Below are 16,075 nucleotides of genomic sequence, written 5' to 3'. Positions count from 1 at the left end.
TTTAAAGAATATTTGAAGCCTTGGTGACCAGAAAAATGGCGACACCGAGGATGGCGACGCCAACGGCGGCTGTCGCCCCCAGATCTCCCCATTTTTTCTTGCCAAGTTGAATTTCGTGGTAGGTGCCGAAGGCATGCCAAGCAACGCCACTGAAAATGACTGCGCAGATGATGAGGCCAAGCAAAGTAAAACCGTCAAAGGCGTAGTTCTGCATGGTTTGCATCAGGTTAGAGCCTTCCCCCCGGGTAGGAGGCTGAGACTGCGGAAGAGCCGCCATGGCCAGTTGGGGGAGAGCAAGCAACCCGATCAGCATGCGGCCCGGTTTTAAGAATGAAGTCATGGTGTATCTCCCATAGGGTCAACTAAGAACAAATGTGGTGAGGATCATGCAAAGCAGTAGGATGCGGACGAGCGAGGTCGAGGCAATCGTTCGATCAAGGTTGCCAGTGGCCCATCCTCGGTAGCAGCTCCAGATAGCCCAGGCGCCCCACATAAAGATGATGGCTACAGCGACGCCGACGAAAAACAGGTAGCTCGTCGAGGCAGGAAATCCTCCTGCCGCTTGAAACGCAGCAGCCTGAGCGCCGCTCATGCTCATGGCTTGCGTCCTTCGGTCGTGTATTGGCCTGACAGCTCAACAGGATCACGAGGCTGGGCTCGGGTTGGGGTTAGATAGCCCTCCAACCCATGACGAATTCGAGCGATATCACCTGCTAGACGCTGGTAATCGAAGAAGTAACGCTTGCCAGGTTCGTCGGCCACTTGAGCGCTACGACGTGCGGTGTCCTCTAAGGCATTCAACTGGCGGATCATCACGTCCAGGTTGGCCTGTTCGGAGGCTGAAGCAGCGGTCGCATGAGAGACAGGCAGGCCGCATCCAAAAAGTGCGATGAGGCCTGGCAAGGCAAGTCGGCAAGTGAGTGCAGTGAGACGCGGGTACTGGATCACGGCTGGGCTCTAGTCATTCCTGATGCCGTCAGCTTGCCGTGATCAAGCTATGGTCGCCGCAAGAAAACCATATTCAGGACTGTAAGGATTTCTTCTGACGGTACTGACACCATCAATCACAGTGGATAGGGCGTTTGAAGAACAGCAGATACCCGATGGGCAAGGCGAATCCGTAAGCCCAGCCTTGGGCGTTTTGATTGCCAACCTTGACTTCTCCTTTGACCACGGGCTGCACGCTGACCAGCTCCCAGCCTTCGCTGCCTAATTGAGCAAGGCGGTTTTGACGTTCAGAATCTTCCAGAAAACCCTGGGTGTCGGGTTCAGTGGTGGGCTCTTCGGACTTGAACATGAAGAGCTTTTTGGTTCTGACAACGTACTGAAAGGGAGAGAACTCAGTGTGGTATTCAAATTTCTGACGGCCCATGGCGACGTCCTCAATGTGCAGAGCTACCAGGGTTTCAATAATAAGCGCGTGCCAGCAATCTGAAATAGTTTGTTGCTAAGCGCGTGATTTCTGAGGTTGGAGTGCAGAGGTCCGAGCATCGACATAGCGCTGCATGATAGAAAGCACCATTGAGTTCAACGCTAGGATCTTCATCCCTCGCGTCACCGCCACGTACAGCAAATTCAACTCGTCATCTTTACGACCTTGATCGATATCGGGTGAAAGCGGATCAGCGCTAAAGTCGTCATACAGGCTGACAAAGTCCCACTCCAGCCCCTTGGCCTTGTGCCCAGTCGTGAGTGTCACGGTGGCGTCGAGCTCGTTATCTACAGAGCGGGAACGTAGGGTTTGGATCCGCTGGGGCAGGTCCGGATAGGCTGTAATGATCTTGATCGATCGCAACATCTCCGTATCCTGGCTTACCTCGGCTATTTCCACGTACTGTGAAAAGTCCCGGTAATCTCTCAACAGCCTGCGGTTCTGCACCTCATGGTTACGGTTGCGGCTGAATAGGTATAAATCTTCCAGATCGCGTAGCGAGTAGCTGTCGATACCGCCGACCCAGAAAATCTTGGGGTTGCTTGCGACCAGCTGCAGGGCGTTCTCGATGACGCCGGTCACGGTACGATGGATAAACGTGCGATGCGGTAGCTCTTCAGGCAGAGCCCGTTTAACCAGGGTATTGCAACCTAACCCCTGCAGCTTTCGTGTCTCACCCTTGTAAAAAAGAATGATGTTGGCCACATGCGCGACGGCAGGGCCGAAGCGAAAGCTTTGGGTCAGGTAGTGACGTTCGGCGTCGGCCATCCAGTCGCTGTTGAGCGCATCTTCTGCGCCGCGGAAGCGATAGATCTGCTGGTGGGGATCGCCGACTGCCACCTTGCGGACCCGTTGTATTTTTACTATGTCGGCAATAACTGGGTTCACGTCTTGACCTTCGTCGAGCAGAATGGCGTTAAATCGTTCGCTCAGGTCGGGCTTGCTTAGCTGATACAGCTTCAAGTAAGCGTCATGGGTGATCGACATTGCTGTGTCCTGCAGATCGATCATCCGGTTCCAGATGGTTTTAGCCACGTTTAAAGCATTGTTCAGGAAACGTTCCTGGGCACTTGTGAGCATTCGTTGCCCCTGGAATCTGGGAAAATGCACACGGCCCAACTCGTCATCGGCGCTGGCCATGAAGTTGTTAAGCGTGCTGAGGACATCCCGCACGAGCTCCCAGTCCTGGGTGTTGATGGCCCTTGCGATGTCCGTCAGGCGTAAGTTATTGGTCTGCTTGGTGGCGTACTGACTGCCATAGACTGCATATGCGAGGCCATGCGCCGTCTTACACACCACGTTTCTGCGTGGAAAGCGGCCCCTGGCAGCGAGCTCGACGGATTTGTTGTAGCAGAGGTAGAGCATTTTCACCGAGGCGTGTTGTGTGGCGTAGCCCACCAGTGTGGTGGTTTTGCCGGTACCGGCAAAAGCCTGAACCAGTAGCTTGTCAGCCGTGGAATGGATGATGGGCTGCTGTTCTTGTGTCCACTGCATGGGCAGCTCCTAAAGGTATTTTTTGAAGCTTGAAACGGTGATGTAAACGGACACACCCAACAGCACGGCGCAGGGCAACAGAATCAAAAGGGGGCTGATGCTGATGGGGATGGCCAGGTAGACCGTCCAGGGCACGATGGTCAGCGGAATGATCGTCCCCCGGGCTTTGTGATACAGGTAACTTGACTCGCGGCCGGAGCCGAATTTTCGTAGATCACGCCGCACCAGGCCATCGACCAAGCCAGTGAACGCCGCCAGTGCGAACAGCGGAATCGTCAACGTCAGAATGACCATTCGCACACAGAAGGTCAGGACTGTGTATAACGCGGCTAAGCCATAGTCCTGGAATTTGATCATCGCCCGACCGAGTTCGTAGCGAAGGTTCAAGGTTCCCGTTTGTTGTGGTGATGTTGAGCGAGCGTACTGTGTCAGTGCATTTATATTGTCCTGCATGCCGGTTTTCACCATCAGCCAGTCATAGACCGTTTGTGCCAGCCAGGTTGCCGTACGCCCCGGTTCTTTGATGACAACGCTGTGCAGCAGATCCTGGGACAGCCAGCCCAGTTCATGTTGGAACATCTGCTGAGCATGTTTCCAGCCGGCATCCGGCCAGAACGTGTACATGCAAAGCCATTCAACGACGATGGCGCCGAGCAAGGAGCCGAACATCACCCCCAAGAAATGAAAAGGGGTAGAGAACAGCATGCCCAGGAAGTTTTTTTGACCTTCCTGCTGTTGCTGGGCTTTTTCCGCGATATCGGCCATGGCTCTGTTCCTTCAAGCCTATGCGGCTTTTCCGTTATTGGCCATCTGGCGGAAGTCGTCTACCAAGTCATCAGGAAGCGACTCACTTAGTGCGTCATATCCCGGTGCTTGCCACCAGTCGCTGCTGGTTCCGGATCCTTTACGCATGCCCTCAACCAAGGCCTGAAGATCCTTGGGCATCACTTCATCGGGATCGCTTGCCGGCAACGGCATACGAATCTTCCACAAATTCCCGCCCTCTATCAGGGCAAAGCATTGCCCCTTGGGTAGGGCAACCACATGCGCCGGTTCGATCATCGGTACGCTGACACTTTGGATCTGATCGTGAGTGTTAGAGGTGAAAGCGGTGTTGCCGTTAATAGCGTCGTTTGCACTGCTTGCTGGTGTACTGGTAAACACCTGGACCTTTGGCAACTGGTTGCTCAGCAGCTCGGCGGTTGCAGTCTCACGTACACGTAACATGAACAGGTTGTTGAAGTTACCGATGACTTGGCCAGCTTTAGCCCGGTTACCGATTTTTGCCTCAATATCGCTCATGGTTTGGGTATAGGCCGTGACCTGCATGCCGGCACCACCGCCTTTGTTGATCATCGGTATGAATTCATCGCCCATCAGTTCGTTGAATTCGTCCGCATGTACGTTAATTGCTACCTTGCCGCCGGTGGCCCCGGGCAAGCCATCATCGATGCCAAACTTATAGATGTGACCCGCAACTGACACCAGGTCGCTGAACATCGAGTTGCCCACCGCTGCAGCTACCTCTGTATCAGATAAAGCGTCCAGGCCGACATAGACCACTGCCCGTTTGCGGATGATCTGCATCCAGTCAAAGATTGGTCGTGGGTCCTCAAGATCCATGTAGTCGGGAGATAGCAGCTCTGCAATCCGGCCTGTGGTCAGTTTTTCCAGCAATGGCAGAAGGCTGGCCACGATCTTGTCGAAATAGGTTTTGTCATAGCGTACGGCTGATCGCAGACCCTCCATCACTGGGTCGGAGATGCGTTGCTGAGTGAGGTACATGTCCAGGGCCACCACGCGTAGCGGTCGATCCTTCATGGCGAAACTGAGGTTCTTACGATCGATCTTTCCTTCCAGCTCAACGATGGTTTGCCAGGCTTTGGGATCATTTTCAGCAAAGTGCTTCTGCGCATACTCAATAAACAGCGCGTCAATGTTTGTCACATGCTTGAGGATCTGTTCATAGTCCGGCCGACGTCCCAGTGCCACGAGGGCGCGCGCGATGATGTTGACGAAACGCCAGGCGAATTCCCGGAATGCCGCGGAATTGCCTTCCCCCGAAAGTTGGCCGGCAATGCGGGTGGCAACCTCCGAGATCCGACCAAACCGGCCGACGGCGTTGTAGCGAGCGGAGTGATCGGGCCAGCCTAGGTGGAACACGTAGAATTCCTCCAGTCGGTTTGCGCGCTTGCATTCGATGTACATGCGCTTCAGGAGGTCTGCGTCGCCTTTAGGATCGAAGACAATCACCACTTCGCGGTCCAGGTCCATTTCTACATTGCGCTGGCTTCGATGAACGGGTTGCACGCGGCGCCCCATATGAACGCGGCGCCGGGGGCTACGGCGGGTACGCCTGATGTCTTGGGTGATAAACAACTCTGCCAAGCGGGTTTTTCCAACACGAGTAGTCCCCAATACAAGGGAGTGTCCAACCCGCTCACCCAGTGGCAGGCTGACATCCGCTTCGTTCGGCTCTATACCGTGTAAGCGCGGTAGCCCCCCGACTGGAGGAAGTGGACGCGCCGGGTTAAATGGCACATCCCACGAGGTAGCCTTTGACAGCAATTTGAGTGGAAAGGGTGCGAACTCCAGACGCTCCTCAATTCTGCGAGCAAAGGTATAGATAGACGTGGGCTCGACATACTCGGCGTACTTTGGGAGGTAAGTCTCCATCAACCGCTGAGTATGTTTTTGGGTCCAGCGAAAGCCTTTACCGATGAATAGCCGCTCATTGCTGACCGGCATGTCTTTGCTGGTCATGGTGTAGTGGGGTAGGCGCCGAATATTGCGCCGGTAACGCAGCACTACCAACGCTTGTTTGAGGCGGACGAACCCTAGACCCAGAAAGCCTGTACCGGCAACCATGCCGAATAAAGGCGTCAGAGCAACCGCCCAGGGCGCGAAAATACAGAGCAACGCCGCAGCGGCACATACGCAAACTGTGTACAGCTCAACAGCAGGGCGTAGTAACGACTCAATGGTGTAGGAGGTGGTCATGGATCACTTCCTATGAGTGAAAGGGGACAATGGCCCCACTGTTTCGAAATGGAAAACGACTGGCTTGCCTGTCTCAGCGATCAGCCCATAGGACTTGGCCAGGCGGTATATGGGGTGGTAGCTGTTAAGGGAGTTGACGTGTCCAGCAATGCGCTCTCGCCAGACTTCTAGTGGCATCGCTGCCTTGCTCAAATTACACGGCACGCACGCGGGCATCATGTTGCTGATGGCGTGGTTCTCTGGCCGCCCCAAAATGATGGCACCGGAGTACTTGCCGTCCACCCTCTCTGGTTCTCGCCATACTGCTTCCATGTGGTCCGCATGCCACCGGTCACCCAACAGCACACCGCAGTATGCGCAATGGCCCGCGAATTTAGCGTGAAGCTCGCAGCGTTGCTTCTTGGTCAGCTTCATGGGGCCGGGATCCTCCTTTCATGCGTGATGATGAATTGGCCAACTCTTGCCTCGCTTGCTCAACTGCCTCGGGCAGTCGTTCTTTTAGCCGCTGACATAGCTCCACCTCGTCACCAGGTACGCGGGCGATGACGGTGCCGCCATAGAGCTTGGCGACATAGGTGACCTGTTCAAAAAGCAGTTGGCCTGCTCGTGGGTCATCTGGTTGCTTGATGACCAAGGTGATGTGCGTAAGAGAGGCCATACCCTGGTTACTGCTGGATCGTTGTGGCAGTGATCAACAGCGGGTAATGCTGGACTCCCAAGCGCTGTGCCAGATCATTTGATGGAGCCGGGACCAACTGTAGATTTCCTGCCCATCGTTGGATTTCGGCAAACCGCTCGGCGCTGGCCACGTTAACCACAAGGCCCACTGCCTGCAGTTGCTGTAACTGATCGCGGCGCTGTGATAACCACTTTCTGGAGCTTTCATCGTCGCCTACAAGAAACAATGGTTGCAGGCCAGGTGCATTGATTACCCGGCCCTGTACCTGCCCGGGTGTCAGTTGGTCAGAGCGCACTGGAAACGAGCCTTGCCCACGCACACCAATATTCTCTGACTGTGCTGACTGCTCAGTAGGTTCTGGAGCCAAGTACTGGTAGTAGGGCAGAGCGGAAACACCCCCTCGGTCTTCAACAACAATCAGCGAGGTGGCATGCACTGCCATGGGGGAGGCCAAAGACAGCAAAACAGGCAGATGCAGCAATCTATTCATGGATTATTCGCCATCAGGTTGATACCGGTGACCCGGCTGAGGTGTTTGGCAAAAGCTCGTCGGTATCGGGCAGCGGGTTCGCCTCCGGCAGGGCGGTGGTACCGACCAGCAGCGGTGATCCAGTCGCCTCCTTTGGCTTTTTGCTCAGCCAGGATCTGGGCCGTAACCGAGAGGTTTTTGTACGGATCCAGCCCTTCGCAGGGATAGCTATAACGGTGGCCGTTGGCACCGATGTTGGTTTGTCCAAGCCCGACGTCGACTCTATTTGGGCCTGCGGTCTGAAGGGCGATCATCAACGCTCTGCAAGCATCGCTGCGTGTCGCAAAGCGATATCCGGCGCCGGCGACATTCAACGTCCAGGGCCAGGGGACGATCTGGCCGCGAAGTCGGGTGCCACTCTCTTGCAGTGCAACGGAGTACAGCACCTCGGACGGAACGCCGGCAGGCAGGGCAATCAACTGATAGGCCGGTGGCGGAACCTCGGCACCGTTAGCAAATGCCGCGGTGAGCAGTAGCCCCCCCGTTAAAGCCGCGCGAATTACAGACGCTGCCATTGTCCATTCACCTCGCGTACCACGGCCGGCAGCTCACCGCCGAGTCCAAGGCCAAGCCATCGACCGGCATCGTGATTCAATGTGATCTGTCGGCTTCTCACGCTGGCCGGTTCGACTCCAGCCAAGATGGCCCAGCGGCGAATTATTTCGTCATCACCTTGACTACCAACGAAGTACAGATCAAAGGACTGTTTCTGGTTTTGTAAGTCTTTGACGCGGTCAATACATGCGTTGCAACTGTCTTGAACAAAAACGGCTAGTCGTCCAGTGCCTTTCACAGCAGTTAACGCTCCCGAGCCAGGAGCAGATGCAGGGTTGGACGATAGTTGGATGACTTTTTCATTGGGGTAAAGACGTGCGAAGGCTTGGTCATAGGCCCTTTGGTACGCCAGTTCCTTATCGATACGCTGTCGCTCGGCTCGCACCTGCAGCTCTGCATAGCGTCGCCGCTCCTCCTCCGACTTCGCTTCGATGCCAAGTGCTGTCAGAGGATCCAGGCCTGGCGAATAGATTCCGCGAGGACCCTCCATCACAGTTTGAAAACGGGACCATTCTTGGGGGGTCAATCCCCACTCGCGGGCGAGTTCTGTCTGACTTGCTCCTTGAGAAGAGTTGTGAACTTCACTGTTCTGAGTGTTCGAGATCGACGTTGATTGCCCCGAAGCCGCATGACAGCCGTATGCAAACGCGAAGGTGGCCAAGCCTGCAATGAAACCCAAAATGTTCCTGGGCTTCATTGTTTTCGAGGAAGTGGTAGGGGAGTGCATAAAGGAGGTCCTATTGCGCGACGGTTACGGTTTGAGGTGTTCCGGCCACGTCAAAGCGTGCGGATCTTCCGTCCAGCGCGTTGAGTCGCCAGGCGGTGCCCGCCACAGCGTCACCAGGTCGGATAAGGTAAATTTGATTCAACTGCGTGCTGCCAGGCGGTGCTACGGACAAAAAGCGTTCACCGCCGCGATACTCGATACCGACAACGGTAAAAGGGGGTGTTTGCGGTGTGACAGTGGCGGTAGCGGGCGGTTTTGGCCGCTTTGGTTGGCGGGCAACGGGCTTAGGCTTGGGCTTGAGGGGCACAGCAGTGGTTTGTTTGATGCGTGACTGACTGAGTTCTTGAAGACGGCTATCGAGTGTTTCGACGCTGGCTTTGAGGACTAGCAATTCACCAGCAGACGCAGCATTTTGAGAGATTTCTTGCGCTGACTCCGTCGCTTGCTTTGCATACGCTTGTGCGGCATCAATTCGATTCGATAAAGCCTGCTGCCCGGCTCGGAAGTCCTCGTTGGTCACCAGGTGGTTGCCGGCTACCGTGCCCAGTCGCTCATCGACTTTGCCAAGCCGCGTCAACAACGCATCGAGCGACTCTTTGTCTGCAGTCGCAGCCAAGCTGGTGCGGAGTTGGGAGAGTTGATGATGCTCATAACACAGAATGCCTGCCAATAATGCAAGGCACAGACTGAGTATCGCTGTGGTTCGAGTAGGGCGTGGTAGGTTCATGGGCGTCCTCGCGCAAAAGCGAATACACCCTCTCAAACCAGTCTCTTAGGTGCATCAGGAAATAGGTTTTCCAGGACGCATGGTTTTTGAAGTGTCGAGTTGGCCGCTGGTAAATTGGGATCGTTATAAAAAAATGGCCACCCGAAGGTGGCCGTCAAACTATGAAGCAATGAGCTGCCTTGCAAGTGTCATTTCAACTGAATCACCATCTTGGTTCAGCGAGTCGAGACCAGAATCTGGCACATCTCCCGACGTGCTTTGAATCACGGCGATTTTCTTGGCCATCAACTGCAGGCAAGTAATCTGAGAGCTGCCGGCATAGCCAAAAAAACACCCTCACTGGCTGCTTTTGCCCAATCCGCCATCACCGTCGAAATGCCTGTTGCAAGGTGTTGGGTAAAGCCATATACCGTAGCCCCACTGCGCGGAGTAAAGTCTTAAAAACCCGTGATAATGATCTGCGGAGTCAGAATAAAGTGGGTAACCGTCCGGCCAGGTCATCTACCCAGCTCTGCAAAGCGAAGACATGGTGTGCATTTAAATTAAGTGGACACCAATTCTAGCCTTTCAAGCGGGTATTTCATGCAGCCAACACGCCGTTCCTATTCCAAATCCTTCAAAGCCCAGATCATTCAAGAGTGCGCCCAACCAGGCGCTTCGATTGCCAGCGTCGCGCTCGGCCATAGCCTCAACGCAAACCTCGTCCACAAATGGATTCGGCTGCAAACGCAGAAAATTCCGGCACACCCACCTGCGGGGGCGAACTCCCATCCAGCATCATCGAATATCTGCGTTGAAATACAGCACCCGCGCGCCATCATCAAAGTGGACTGGCCCACTGAAAGTGCTGCCGCCTGCGCGACTTTTCTTCGAGATATTCTGCGATGATTCACATCGACTCCATCTGGCTCGCCACCGAACCGATGGCCATGCGCGCAGGCACCGAAACGGCGCTAGCCAAGGTGATCGCGGTGTTCGGTGCGGCGCAGCCGCACTGCGCTTATCTGTTCGCCAACCGCCGCGCCAATCGCATGAAAGTGCTGGTGCATGACGGCTTCGGAATATGGCTGGCGGCGCGCCGGTTAAACCAAGGCAAGTTCCACTGGCCTGGCATCCGCCATGGTCCTGAGATGGAACTGGATGCCGAGCAACTTCAAACGTTGTTGCTGGGGCTGCCATGGCAACGCGCAGGTTCTGGAGGCTCGATCACACTGCTTTAACGGCAGCCATTAGCCTATCGGTCTATCGTCGCGAAACGCCCGCTCTGGCAAAGTCCGGCGTATGACTTCTTCGCCCAATCTCGACCAACTGTCTCCCAATCAACTGCGCGTCCTCGCAGCGCAGTTGCTCTCGCAAGTCGACACTATGGGCAAGAAAATCAACCGTGATCAAACAGTCATTGAGAAACAGACCCACGAGATCGCCCAGCTCAAGCGTTTGAAGTTTGCCAAGCGCAGCGAGCAGATGAATCCTGAACAGGCCAGCCTGCTAGATGACCTGATCGATACTGATATCGCGGCGATTGAGGCCGAGCTTCAGGCGTTGCAAATAGCACCAGAGGCGACCGAGGAAAAGCTAAGGCCCAAGCGCACGGCATTGCCGGCAGAATTTCCGCGAACGTTGATCCATCACGAACCGGACAACACTCACCGCCCATGCGGCTGCGCCCTGAAGCGCATCGGTGAGGACGTTAGCGAGAAGCTGGACTACACGCCCGGCGTGTTCACCGTCGAACGCCATGTCCGTGGCAAGTGGGTCTGCGATAACTGCGAAACGCTGATCCAGGCACCGGTTCCGCCGCAGGTCATTGATAAGGGCATCCCGACTTCGGGCCTGCTCGCACACGTCATGATCGCCAAGTTTGCTGACCATCTGCCGCTTTACCGTCAGGAATCGATCTTAGGTCGAGCGGGCTTGGCGATTCCACGTTCAACCTTGGCTCAATGGGTTGGCGTGACCGGAGTTCAGTTGCAGCCGCTGGTCGATGCGCTGCGCGAAGTAGTGCTTGGGCAACAAATCATCCACGCAGATGAAACACCGGTGCAGATGCTCATGCCGGGAACAAAGAAAACCCACCGCTCCTATGTGTGGTCCTACGCTACCAGCCAGTTCTCGGATGTGGCAGCGGTGGTTTATGACTTCAGCCCCAGTCGCGCCGGAGAGCATGCTCGCGACTTCCTTCAGGACTGGAATGGCAAGTTGGTCTGCGACGATTTTGGCGGCTACAAGGCCAGCTTTGAACTCGGCGTGACCGAGATCGGCTGCATGGCCCATGCACGGCGCAAGTTCTTTGAACTGCACGCTACGAATAAAAGCACGCTCGCCGAGCAAGCCCTGCGCTATATCCAGTTGTTGTACGAAATCGAAAGAGAAGTCAGAGACCTGGAGCCGGATTTACGGCGCCGAATACGGCAAGAAAAAGCCGTACCGGTGAAGGATAGGCTGCATGCCTGGATGAACGCGCAGCGTGATCTTGTGCCCGAAGGTTCGGCCATCAGCAGAGCGCTCGATTACAGCCTTAAACGCTGGGCAGCGCTGTCGCGCTACCTCGATGACGGGGCGGTTCCCATTGATAATAATTGGGCGGAGGTGCGACACGAAGTCGCTTAATGAAGTTGTTCCCCCTTGGTGGGAACCACCCGTGTCACCGGGTGAATCTAGAAGGCTGAATCAAGAGCGCCTTCGACAATGTTACGAGGCGCCGCAAGGTGCGGGGTACCAATCGTGAGAGGCGTACCCTTCTGGCAGCCATGGCCGGACAAGTGCTAGATAGTTGGTATGGTGAACACACGTGAATCTGCGCAACGATCGTTAAATTAAGCGAGCGGAAATGGCTTACACGCTCGAACCAAAATGGTAATGGAGGTGGGAACTGCGTCTTTCTACTACGCATTCGTGACCCACATGCCTCCCGGTCGATAGCAGGCACCTAACCCGACGCACTTCAGTAAGCGGAACGTGGAAATCCCGTATCGCTCCCGTCAGGGAAAGCCGTTTGTAAAAATTGCCCATGGCGGTGCGGGCGAAGGAACGAGGAAAAAGCGAACGCCGTCCTGTAATGGGTTGGATAGAGGTTGAAACATCACTTCACGCGAAAGCGGGCAGACGTCCTCATGGTCTCTCTTCACACGAGAGTAGGTAGAACCCTTTCAACGGAAGGAGAGCAAATGAACGCAGCAGCATTGGCGTGTGCACCTTCCGGCACGTCGTGGGACAGCATCGATTGGATCGCCGTACAACGTCGTGTCAGAGGGCTGCAAGCGCGTATTGTGAAGGCTGTACAAGATGGCAGACATAACAAGGTGAAAGCCCTGCAATGGCTGCTGACTCACTCGTTCAGTGGCAAGGCATTTGCTGTGAAACGGGTGTCTGAAAACAAAGGCAAAAATACCCCCGGCGTGGACAAGGTTACTTGGAATACGCCTAGGGCCAAGCTCGGCGCGATAGAGTCGTTGACGCGGCGAGGTTACTCGCCGCTCCCGCTTCGGAGAGTGCTTATTCCGAAGAAAAACGGCAAAACGAGACCTCTTGGAATTCCCGCGATGAAATGCCGGGCCATGCAGGCGCTTCATCTGCTGGCTCTGGAACCGATAGCGGAAACTACCGGCGACCCGAACTCTTATGGGTTCAGGCCGGAACGCTCAACTGCGGATGCCGTCGCACAGTGCTTTGGTGTGCTGTCACGAAAAGCAAACGCGGAATGGGTGTTAGAGGGCGACATTCAAGGCTGTTTCGACAATATCAGCCATGACTGGTTGATCGCCAACATTCCCATGGACAAGGCGATTTTGCAGAAATGGCTCCGGGCTGGTTATGTCTACCAAAAGCAGCTATTCCCCAGCCACGCCGGAACCCCGCAGGGAGGCATCATATCCCCGGGGTTGGCGAACATGACGCTGGATGGGTTGGAAGCGATGCTGGCGAAGAGATTTCCCAACGCGAAGTGGACAGCCCGAAAAATGCGCGTGGTGCGTTATGCAGATGATTTCATCATCACTGGTTGTTCGAAAGAATGGCTGGAGAATGAAGTCAGGCCCGCCGTGGTTGAATTTCTGGCAGAGCGTGGACTTGTCCTCTCTCCGGAAAAAACCAAGATAACGCACATAGGGGACGGGTTCGACTTCCTCGGATGGAACCTGCGCAAGTACAACGGCAAGCTCCTGATCAAGCCGTCCAAGGCGAACATCGGGGCTCTACTTGCCAAGCTGCGAGAGTTGATCAAGACCAACAAAACGATACGACAGGCTAACTTGATAGGTTTGCTCAACCCGGTTCTACGGGGCTGGGCGAACTATCACAGTCATGTCGTCGCCAAGAAGGTCTTCAACCAGGTGGACAGCGCAGTGTGGGAAATGCTCTGGCGATGGGCGGTACGTCGCCACCCTCGCAAGACACGCCGATGGGTGAAGGATCGGTATTTCAAAGTACAAGGGGCGCGCCGTTGGGTGTTCTCGTGTACTGAAAAATCCGCCGATGGTCGGAAGCGTCAGTACACGCTAGTAGACGCCTCAGACACACCGATTGTGCGACATATCAAGATTAAGGCTGCTGCCAACCCTCACGACCCTGCATGGGATGAGTACTTCGAGTCCCGCTGGGGCAAGAAGATGCTCACTTCCGTTAAAGGTCGAGCCAAGCTGTATCGGGTATGGGTGCAACAGGGCGGCAGGTGCTGCGCCTGCTTCAAGCCGGTGACCAAAGACACACCGTGGCACAGTCGCCATATTGTGAAGCTAGGTCATGGCGGGACGGACGCTGCGGCTAATCTTGAGATTTACCACCTGCGTTGCCCACGAGATGTGCAATTTGCCAATGTCGACGATGTATAACCGGGTGCCCAATGGCGCCTTAGCAGAGGCTTGAGCCGTGTGCTGGGAAACTCGCATGCACGGTTCTTAGGGGGTTGGACGCGGGCAACCGCGTCTGACTACCCGACAACCAGATCCGGCCATGGGCTCTTGGGCGCAAGAACTGGCTCTTCGCCGGGTCGCTACGCAGCGGAAAACGGGCTGCGGCGATCATGAGCTTGATCCAGTCAGCGCGGCTGAATGGCCATGATCCGTACGCCTATCTAAAGGATGTTCTCACGCGCCTGCCGACGCGGCGCGCGAGTGAGATTAACAAGCTGCTGCCGCACAGGTGGGCACCTGTTTAATCGCGCAGGGTGTTTTGTGCTTATGTCTTCCCTGGCATCTACATTTTGCGCCACACCAAAGCAGGAATTGCTCGGATGTAAATTAGTTCGCTGACCAACTCAATCAGCGTTTGAGTAATCACTGCTGCCGCAGCGAGCCCTCTGATTTCCTCGGGCAAGGCCAATGCCAATGGTAGAACTACCAATGAGTTTCGTGTCGAACTGCTGAAAGCGACAGATCTTGCCGTGCTAGCCGGTAACTTAAACGCCCGAGACACCAGCGCACCCACCACGGGTGCCAAGAGCATGAAACCAATGTAGACGGGAATAACAGGCAGCAGCTTGTCCATGTCTCTGACCACCGTTGAAATCTGAGAGCCGATCACTACGACCAATACAGCCGCCATAGCTGGCACAGGCATCCAAGCCCATACATTGTTCCAGCCCTCAACGATGCGTGACCCCTTTGCCCCGGCAGCTGTTGCTACTGCCAAGACCAAGGGTAAAGCGATCAGCACTACGAAGGCCTCAACAAATGGGCCGACCGATATAACCACCGCCGAGTCATCACTCACCATGAAGGCTAGATAGAGGGGTAGTAGCACAAGCTGAAGCACGAGTAGTAATGGTGTTGCCGCCAGAGTCAGTTTGGAGTCGCCCTTACCGATATGGGTAAACACAACAACATAATCGATACAAGGCGTCAGCAAGACCAATAGTGCGCCCACCAAAATCGCCGGGTGGTCGGCTAGGCCCATCGTCAACGCCCAAACCAACAGGGGGATGGCGACGAAATTGGCGGTCAGCAGCGCGGTCATGAAACGCTTGTTTGCAAGCCCTTTGCGAAGATCCAAGAATGGGATCTGCAGAAACATGGCGTACATCAGCACAGCGATGGCTGGTGTCACCAACGCACCTAACGCTTGAGAGGCATCAGGTGCGAGCAGGCCCCCGATAGCCGCGACAATGACCGCGACGAAGTAAACGGGAATCTGGTTCTTCTCTAGCTGTTCTCTGTCCACGGAATGCCCTTAAAACGCGTGAAATCATTTTTCGATTGAGCAGGTTAATATCTGTAGCTACTACAGGTTCAAGAAAATGCTTGGGGAGTTTGGATGTCAGGAATCGGAGCGCTGTCGAAATCAACGGGTTGCCACATTGAAACGATTCGCTACTACGAGAAAATAGGCCTTCTCCCTCCGGCCCTACGGTCGACAGGGCGGCATCGAATCTATACCGAAAAGCATCGGTCACGACTCATCTTCATCAGGCAGAATCGTGAACTGGGCTTTCCACTCGACGATATCCGCGAACTCATTGCGCTCGCGGCAGATGCTGATCGTCCGTGTGCTGATGCGTTGTCGGTGGTCAAGAAGCACTTGGCAGAAGTGGAATCTAAGGTAGCTAAGCTCCTGCAGATCCGGATAGAGCTGCTCTCAATGGCAGGCACGTGTGAGTCAAGATGCCTAGGCTCGAACACTCCAGACTGTACGATTATTGAGTCACTGTTCGAACCCGCTGCTGGGGCTCGCTCTGGTTGCTGCTCCTAGACGAGTCAAGAGCATAGGGGAGCAAGCTGCCATTGAAACCGAATAGCGCGATAGTCTCGACAGGGTCTTTCGAGCGTCCGTCTACACCAAACGGGCTGGTGCAAGATGTGTTCGGCAGACGCTTACTAAAGTGGTGCGCCACTGCTGGCATAAAAATATCAAGCTATAGTGTTTGGGGCCCTCAATCTCGTGACCGTACTGAGCGAACGCTTACACGGCAGACGTTTGCCAGGGCATATACCTATCAA

At 55.2% G+C, this 16,075-nt stretch carries 18 protein-coding genes and 3 pseudogenes; 6 read left to right on the top strand and 15 right to left on the bottom strand.

Going from position 1 to position 16,075, the window contains the following annotated elements:
• Nucleotide 1 precedes the first annotated feature (1 nt).
• The 14 genes and pseudogenes from CRN80_RS04135 to CRN80_RS32050 form a co-directional block, all read right to left on the bottom strand.
• The gene (locus CRN80_RS04135) at nucleotides 2-340 is read right to left on the bottom strand and encodes a TIGR03745 family integrating conjugative element membrane protein (RefSeq protein WP_008437401.1); all 339 of its coding nucleotides are present in this window, start codon (nucleotides 338-340) and stop codon (nucleotides 2-4) included.
• Nucleotides 341-358: 18 nt separating this feature from the next.
• Complete coding sequence (locus tag CRN80_RS04130; RefSeq protein WP_008437400.1) at nucleotides 359-598, bottom strand: TIGR03758 family integrating conjugative element protein; 240 nt, start codon at nucleotides 596-598, stop codon at nucleotides 359-361.
• The gene (locus CRN80_RS04125; protein WP_178110642.1) at nucleotides 595-903 is read right to left on the bottom strand and encodes an RAQPRD family integrative conjugative element protein; all 309 of its coding nucleotides are present in this window, start codon (nucleotides 901-903) and stop codon (nucleotides 595-597) included. The genes CRN80_RS04130 and CRN80_RS04125 overlap by 4 nt, the downstream gene beginning before the upstream one ends.
• Before the next feature lie 157 nt (nucleotides 904-1,060).
• On the bottom strand, nucleotides 1,061-1,372 hold the full coding sequence (locus tag CRN80_RS04120) for a hypothetical protein (RefSeq protein WP_008437393.1): 312 nt from the start codon (nucleotides 1,370-1,372) through the stop codon (nucleotides 1,061-1,063).
• Between the two features lie 75 nt (nucleotides 1,373-1,447).
• On the bottom strand, nucleotides 1,448-2,926 hold the full coding sequence (locus CRN80_RS04115; protein ID WP_008437391.1) for a UvrD-helicase domain-containing protein: 1,479 nt from the start codon (nucleotides 2,924-2,926) through the stop codon (nucleotides 1,448-1,450).
• A gap of 9 nt (nucleotides 2,927-2,935) precedes the next feature.
• Nucleotides 2,936-3,691, bottom strand: a complete 756-nt coding sequence (locus CRN80_RS04110; RefSeq protein WP_008437388.1) for a TIGR03747 family integrating conjugative element membrane protein — start codon at nucleotides 3,689-3,691, stop codon at nucleotides 2,936-2,938.
• 18 nt (nucleotides 3,692-3,709) lie between these two features.
• Nucleotides 3,710-5,926, bottom strand: a complete 2,217-nt coding sequence (gene traD / locus CRN80_RS04105; protein ID WP_098949604.1) for a type IV conjugative transfer system coupling protein TraD — start codon at nucleotides 5,924-5,926, stop codon at nucleotides 3,710-3,712.
• Between the two features lie 3 nt (nucleotides 5,927-5,929).
• Nucleotides 5,930-6,340, bottom strand: a complete 411-nt coding sequence (locus CRN80_RS04100; protein ID WP_008437384.1) for a hypothetical protein — start codon at nucleotides 6,338-6,340, stop codon at nucleotides 5,930-5,932.
• On the bottom strand, nucleotides 6,300-6,584 hold the full coding sequence (locus CRN80_RS30410; protein ID WP_024073354.1) for a hypothetical protein: 285 nt from the start codon (nucleotides 6,582-6,584) through the stop codon (nucleotides 6,300-6,302). The genes CRN80_RS04100 and CRN80_RS30410 overlap by 41 nt, the downstream gene beginning before the upstream one ends.
• A gap of 7 nt (nucleotides 6,585-6,591) precedes the next feature.
• A complete protein-coding gene (locus CRN80_RS04095; RefSeq protein WP_008437383.1) occupies nucleotides 6,592-7,095 on the bottom strand; it encodes an integrating conjugative element protein in 504 nt (167 codons plus the stop codon).
• Entirely contained in the window at nucleotides 7,092-7,649 is a 558-nt protein-coding gene (locus CRN80_RS04090; protein ID WP_008437382.1) for a lytic transglycosylase, read from the bottom strand. The genes CRN80_RS04095 and CRN80_RS04090 overlap by 4 nt, the downstream gene beginning before the upstream one ends.
• The gene (locus tag CRN80_RS04085; RefSeq protein ID WP_024073355.1) at nucleotides 7,634-8,386 is read right to left on the bottom strand and encodes a TIGR03759 family integrating conjugative element protein; all 753 of its coding nucleotides are present in this window, start codon (nucleotides 8,384-8,386) and stop codon (nucleotides 7,634-7,636) included. The genes CRN80_RS04090 and CRN80_RS04085 overlap by 16 nt, the downstream gene beginning before the upstream one ends.
• A 40-nt stretch (nucleotides 8,387-8,426) precedes the next feature.
• Nucleotides 8,427-9,143, bottom strand: coding sequence for a hypothetical protein (locus tag CRN80_RS04080; protein ID WP_024073356.1), 717 nt, complete (start codon nucleotides 9,141-9,143; stop codon nucleotides 8,427-8,429).
• A 159-nt stretch (nucleotides 9,144-9,302) separates the two neighbouring features.
• A pseudogene (locus CRN80_RS32050) lies at nucleotides 9,303-9,534 on the bottom strand (DEAD/DEAH box helicase); the annotation flags it as partial.
• A 191-nt stretch (nucleotides 9,535-9,725) separates the two neighbouring features.
• Here CRN80_RS32050 and CRN80_RS04070 point away from each other — a divergent pair.
• The 5 genes and pseudogenes from CRN80_RS04070 to CRN80_RS04050 all read left to right on the top strand — a co-directional run.
• Complete coding sequence (locus CRN80_RS04070) at nucleotides 9,726-10,031, top strand: transposase (protein ID WP_093235877.1); 306 nt, start codon at nucleotides 9,726-9,728, stop codon at nucleotides 10,029-10,031.
• Nucleotides 10,028-10,363, top strand: coding sequence for an IS66 family insertion sequence element accessory protein TnpB (gene tnpB / locus CRN80_RS04065; RefSeq protein ID WP_024073357.1), 336 nt, complete (start codon nucleotides 10,028-10,030; stop codon nucleotides 10,361-10,363). The genes CRN80_RS04070 and tnpB overlap by 4 nt, the downstream gene beginning before the upstream one ends.
• A 61-nt stretch (nucleotides 10,364-10,424) precedes the next feature.
• Nucleotides 10,425-11,732: pseudogene (locus CRN80_RS04060) on the top strand (IS66 family transposase); the annotation flags it as partial.
• Between the two features lie 578 nt (nucleotides 11,733-12,310).
• Nucleotides 12,311-13,972, top strand: coding sequence for a group II intron reverse transcriptase/maturase (gene ltrA, locus CRN80_RS04055; protein ID WP_024073359.1), 1,662 nt, complete (start codon nucleotides 12,311-12,313; stop codon nucleotides 13,970-13,972).
• A gap of 104 nt (nucleotides 13,973-14,076) precedes the next feature.
• A pseudogene (locus CRN80_RS04050) lies at nucleotides 14,077-14,298 on the top strand (transposase domain-containing protein); the annotation flags it as partial.
• 38 nt (nucleotides 14,299-14,336) lie between these two features.
• Here the strand turns inward: CRN80_RS04050 and CRN80_RS04045 are convergent.
• Nucleotides 14,337-15,299, bottom strand: coding sequence for an arsenic resistance protein (locus CRN80_RS04045; protein ID WP_098949603.1), 963 nt, complete (start codon nucleotides 15,297-15,299; stop codon nucleotides 14,337-14,339).
• Between the two features lie 93 nt (nucleotides 15,300-15,392).
• Between CRN80_RS04045 and CRN80_RS04040 the strand changes: the two genes are divergently transcribed.
• Nucleotides 15,393-15,827 carry a helix-turn-helix domain-containing protein gene (locus CRN80_RS04040; protein ID WP_024073361.1) on the top strand — a complete coding sequence of 145 codons (435 nt, stop codon included), beginning with the start codon at nucleotides 15,393-15,395 and terminating at the stop codon, nucleotides 15,825-15,827.
• The last annotated feature ends 248 nt before the right edge of the window (nucleotides 15,828-16,075 follow it).

This window comes from Pseudomonas sp. FDAARGOS_380, from assembly GCF_002591235.1.
GTDB lineage: Bacteria > Pseudomonadota > Gammaproteobacteria > Pseudomonadales > Pseudomonadaceae > Aquipseudomonas > Aquipseudomonas salmasensis.
The sequence above is the reverse complement of the archived record's forward strand: the minus strand, read 5'-3'. Positions and strand labels throughout refer to the sequence as shown.

What these genes read in the sequence shown, in the direction of transcription:
- CRN80_RS04135 (WP_008437401.1), bottom strand. Translation starts at nt 340, where the DNA reads ATGACTTCATTCTTAAAACCGGGCCGCATGCTGATCGGGTTGCTTGCT.
- CRN80_RS04130 (WP_008437400.1), bottom strand. Translation starts at nt 598, where the DNA reads ATGAGCATGAGCGGCGCTCAGGCTGCTGCGTTTCAAGCGGCAGGAGGA.
- CRN80_RS04120 (WP_008437393.1), bottom strand. Translation starts at nt 1,372, where the DNA reads ATGGGCCGTCAGAAATTTGAATACCACACTGAGTTCTCTCCCTTTCAG.
- CRN80_RS04115 (WP_008437391.1), bottom strand. Translation starts at nt 2,926, where the DNA reads ATGCAGTGGACACAAGAACAGCAGCCCATCATCCATTCCACGGCTGAC.
- CRN80_RS04110 (WP_008437388.1), bottom strand. Translation starts at nt 3,691, where the DNA reads ATGGCCGATATCGCGGAAAAAGCCCAGCAACAGCAGGAAGGTCAAAAA.
- traD (WP_098949604.1), bottom strand. Translation starts at nt 5,926, where the DNA reads ATGACCACCTCCTACACCATTGAGTCGTTACTACGCCCTGCTGTTGAG.
- CRN80_RS04100 (WP_008437384.1), bottom strand. Translation starts at nt 6,340, where the DNA reads ATGAAGCTGACCAAGAAGCAACGCTGCGAGCTTCACGCTAAATTCGCG.
- CRN80_RS30410 (WP_024073354.1), bottom strand. Translation starts at nt 6,584, where the DNA reads ATGGCCTCTCTTACGCACATCACCTTGGTCATCAAGCAACCAGATGAC.
- CRN80_RS04095 (WP_008437383.1), bottom strand. Translation starts at nt 7,095, where the DNA reads ATGAATAGATTGCTGCATCTGCCTGTTTTGCTGTCTTTGGCCTCCCCC.
- CRN80_RS04090 (WP_008437382.1), bottom strand. Translation starts at nt 7,649, where the DNA reads ATGGCAGCGTCTGTAATTCGCGCGGCTTTAACGGGGGGGCTACTGCTC.
- CRN80_RS04085 (WP_024073355.1), bottom strand. Translation starts at nt 8,386, where the DNA reads ATGAAGCCCAGGAACATTTTGGGTTTCATTGCAGGCTTGGCCACCTTC.
- CRN80_RS04080 (WP_024073356.1), bottom strand. Translation starts at nt 9,143, where the DNA reads ATGAACCTACCACGCCCTACTCGAACCACAGCGATACTCAGTCTGTGC.
- CRN80_RS04070 (WP_093235877.1), top strand. Translation starts at nt 9,726, where the DNA reads ATGCAGCCAACACGCCGTTCCTATTCCAAATCCTTCAAAGCCCAGATC.
- tnpB (WP_024073357.1), top strand. Translation starts at nt 10,028, where the DNA reads ATGATTCACATCGACTCCATCTGGCTCGCCACCGAACCGATGGCCATG.
- ltrA (WP_024073359.1), top strand. Translation starts at nt 12,311, where the DNA reads ATGAACGCAGCAGCATTGGCGTGTGCACCTTCCGGCACGTCGTGGGAC.
- CRN80_RS04040 (WP_024073361.1), top strand. Translation starts at nt 15,393, where the DNA reads ATGTCAGGAATCGGAGCGCTGTCGAAATCAACGGGTTGCCACATTGAA.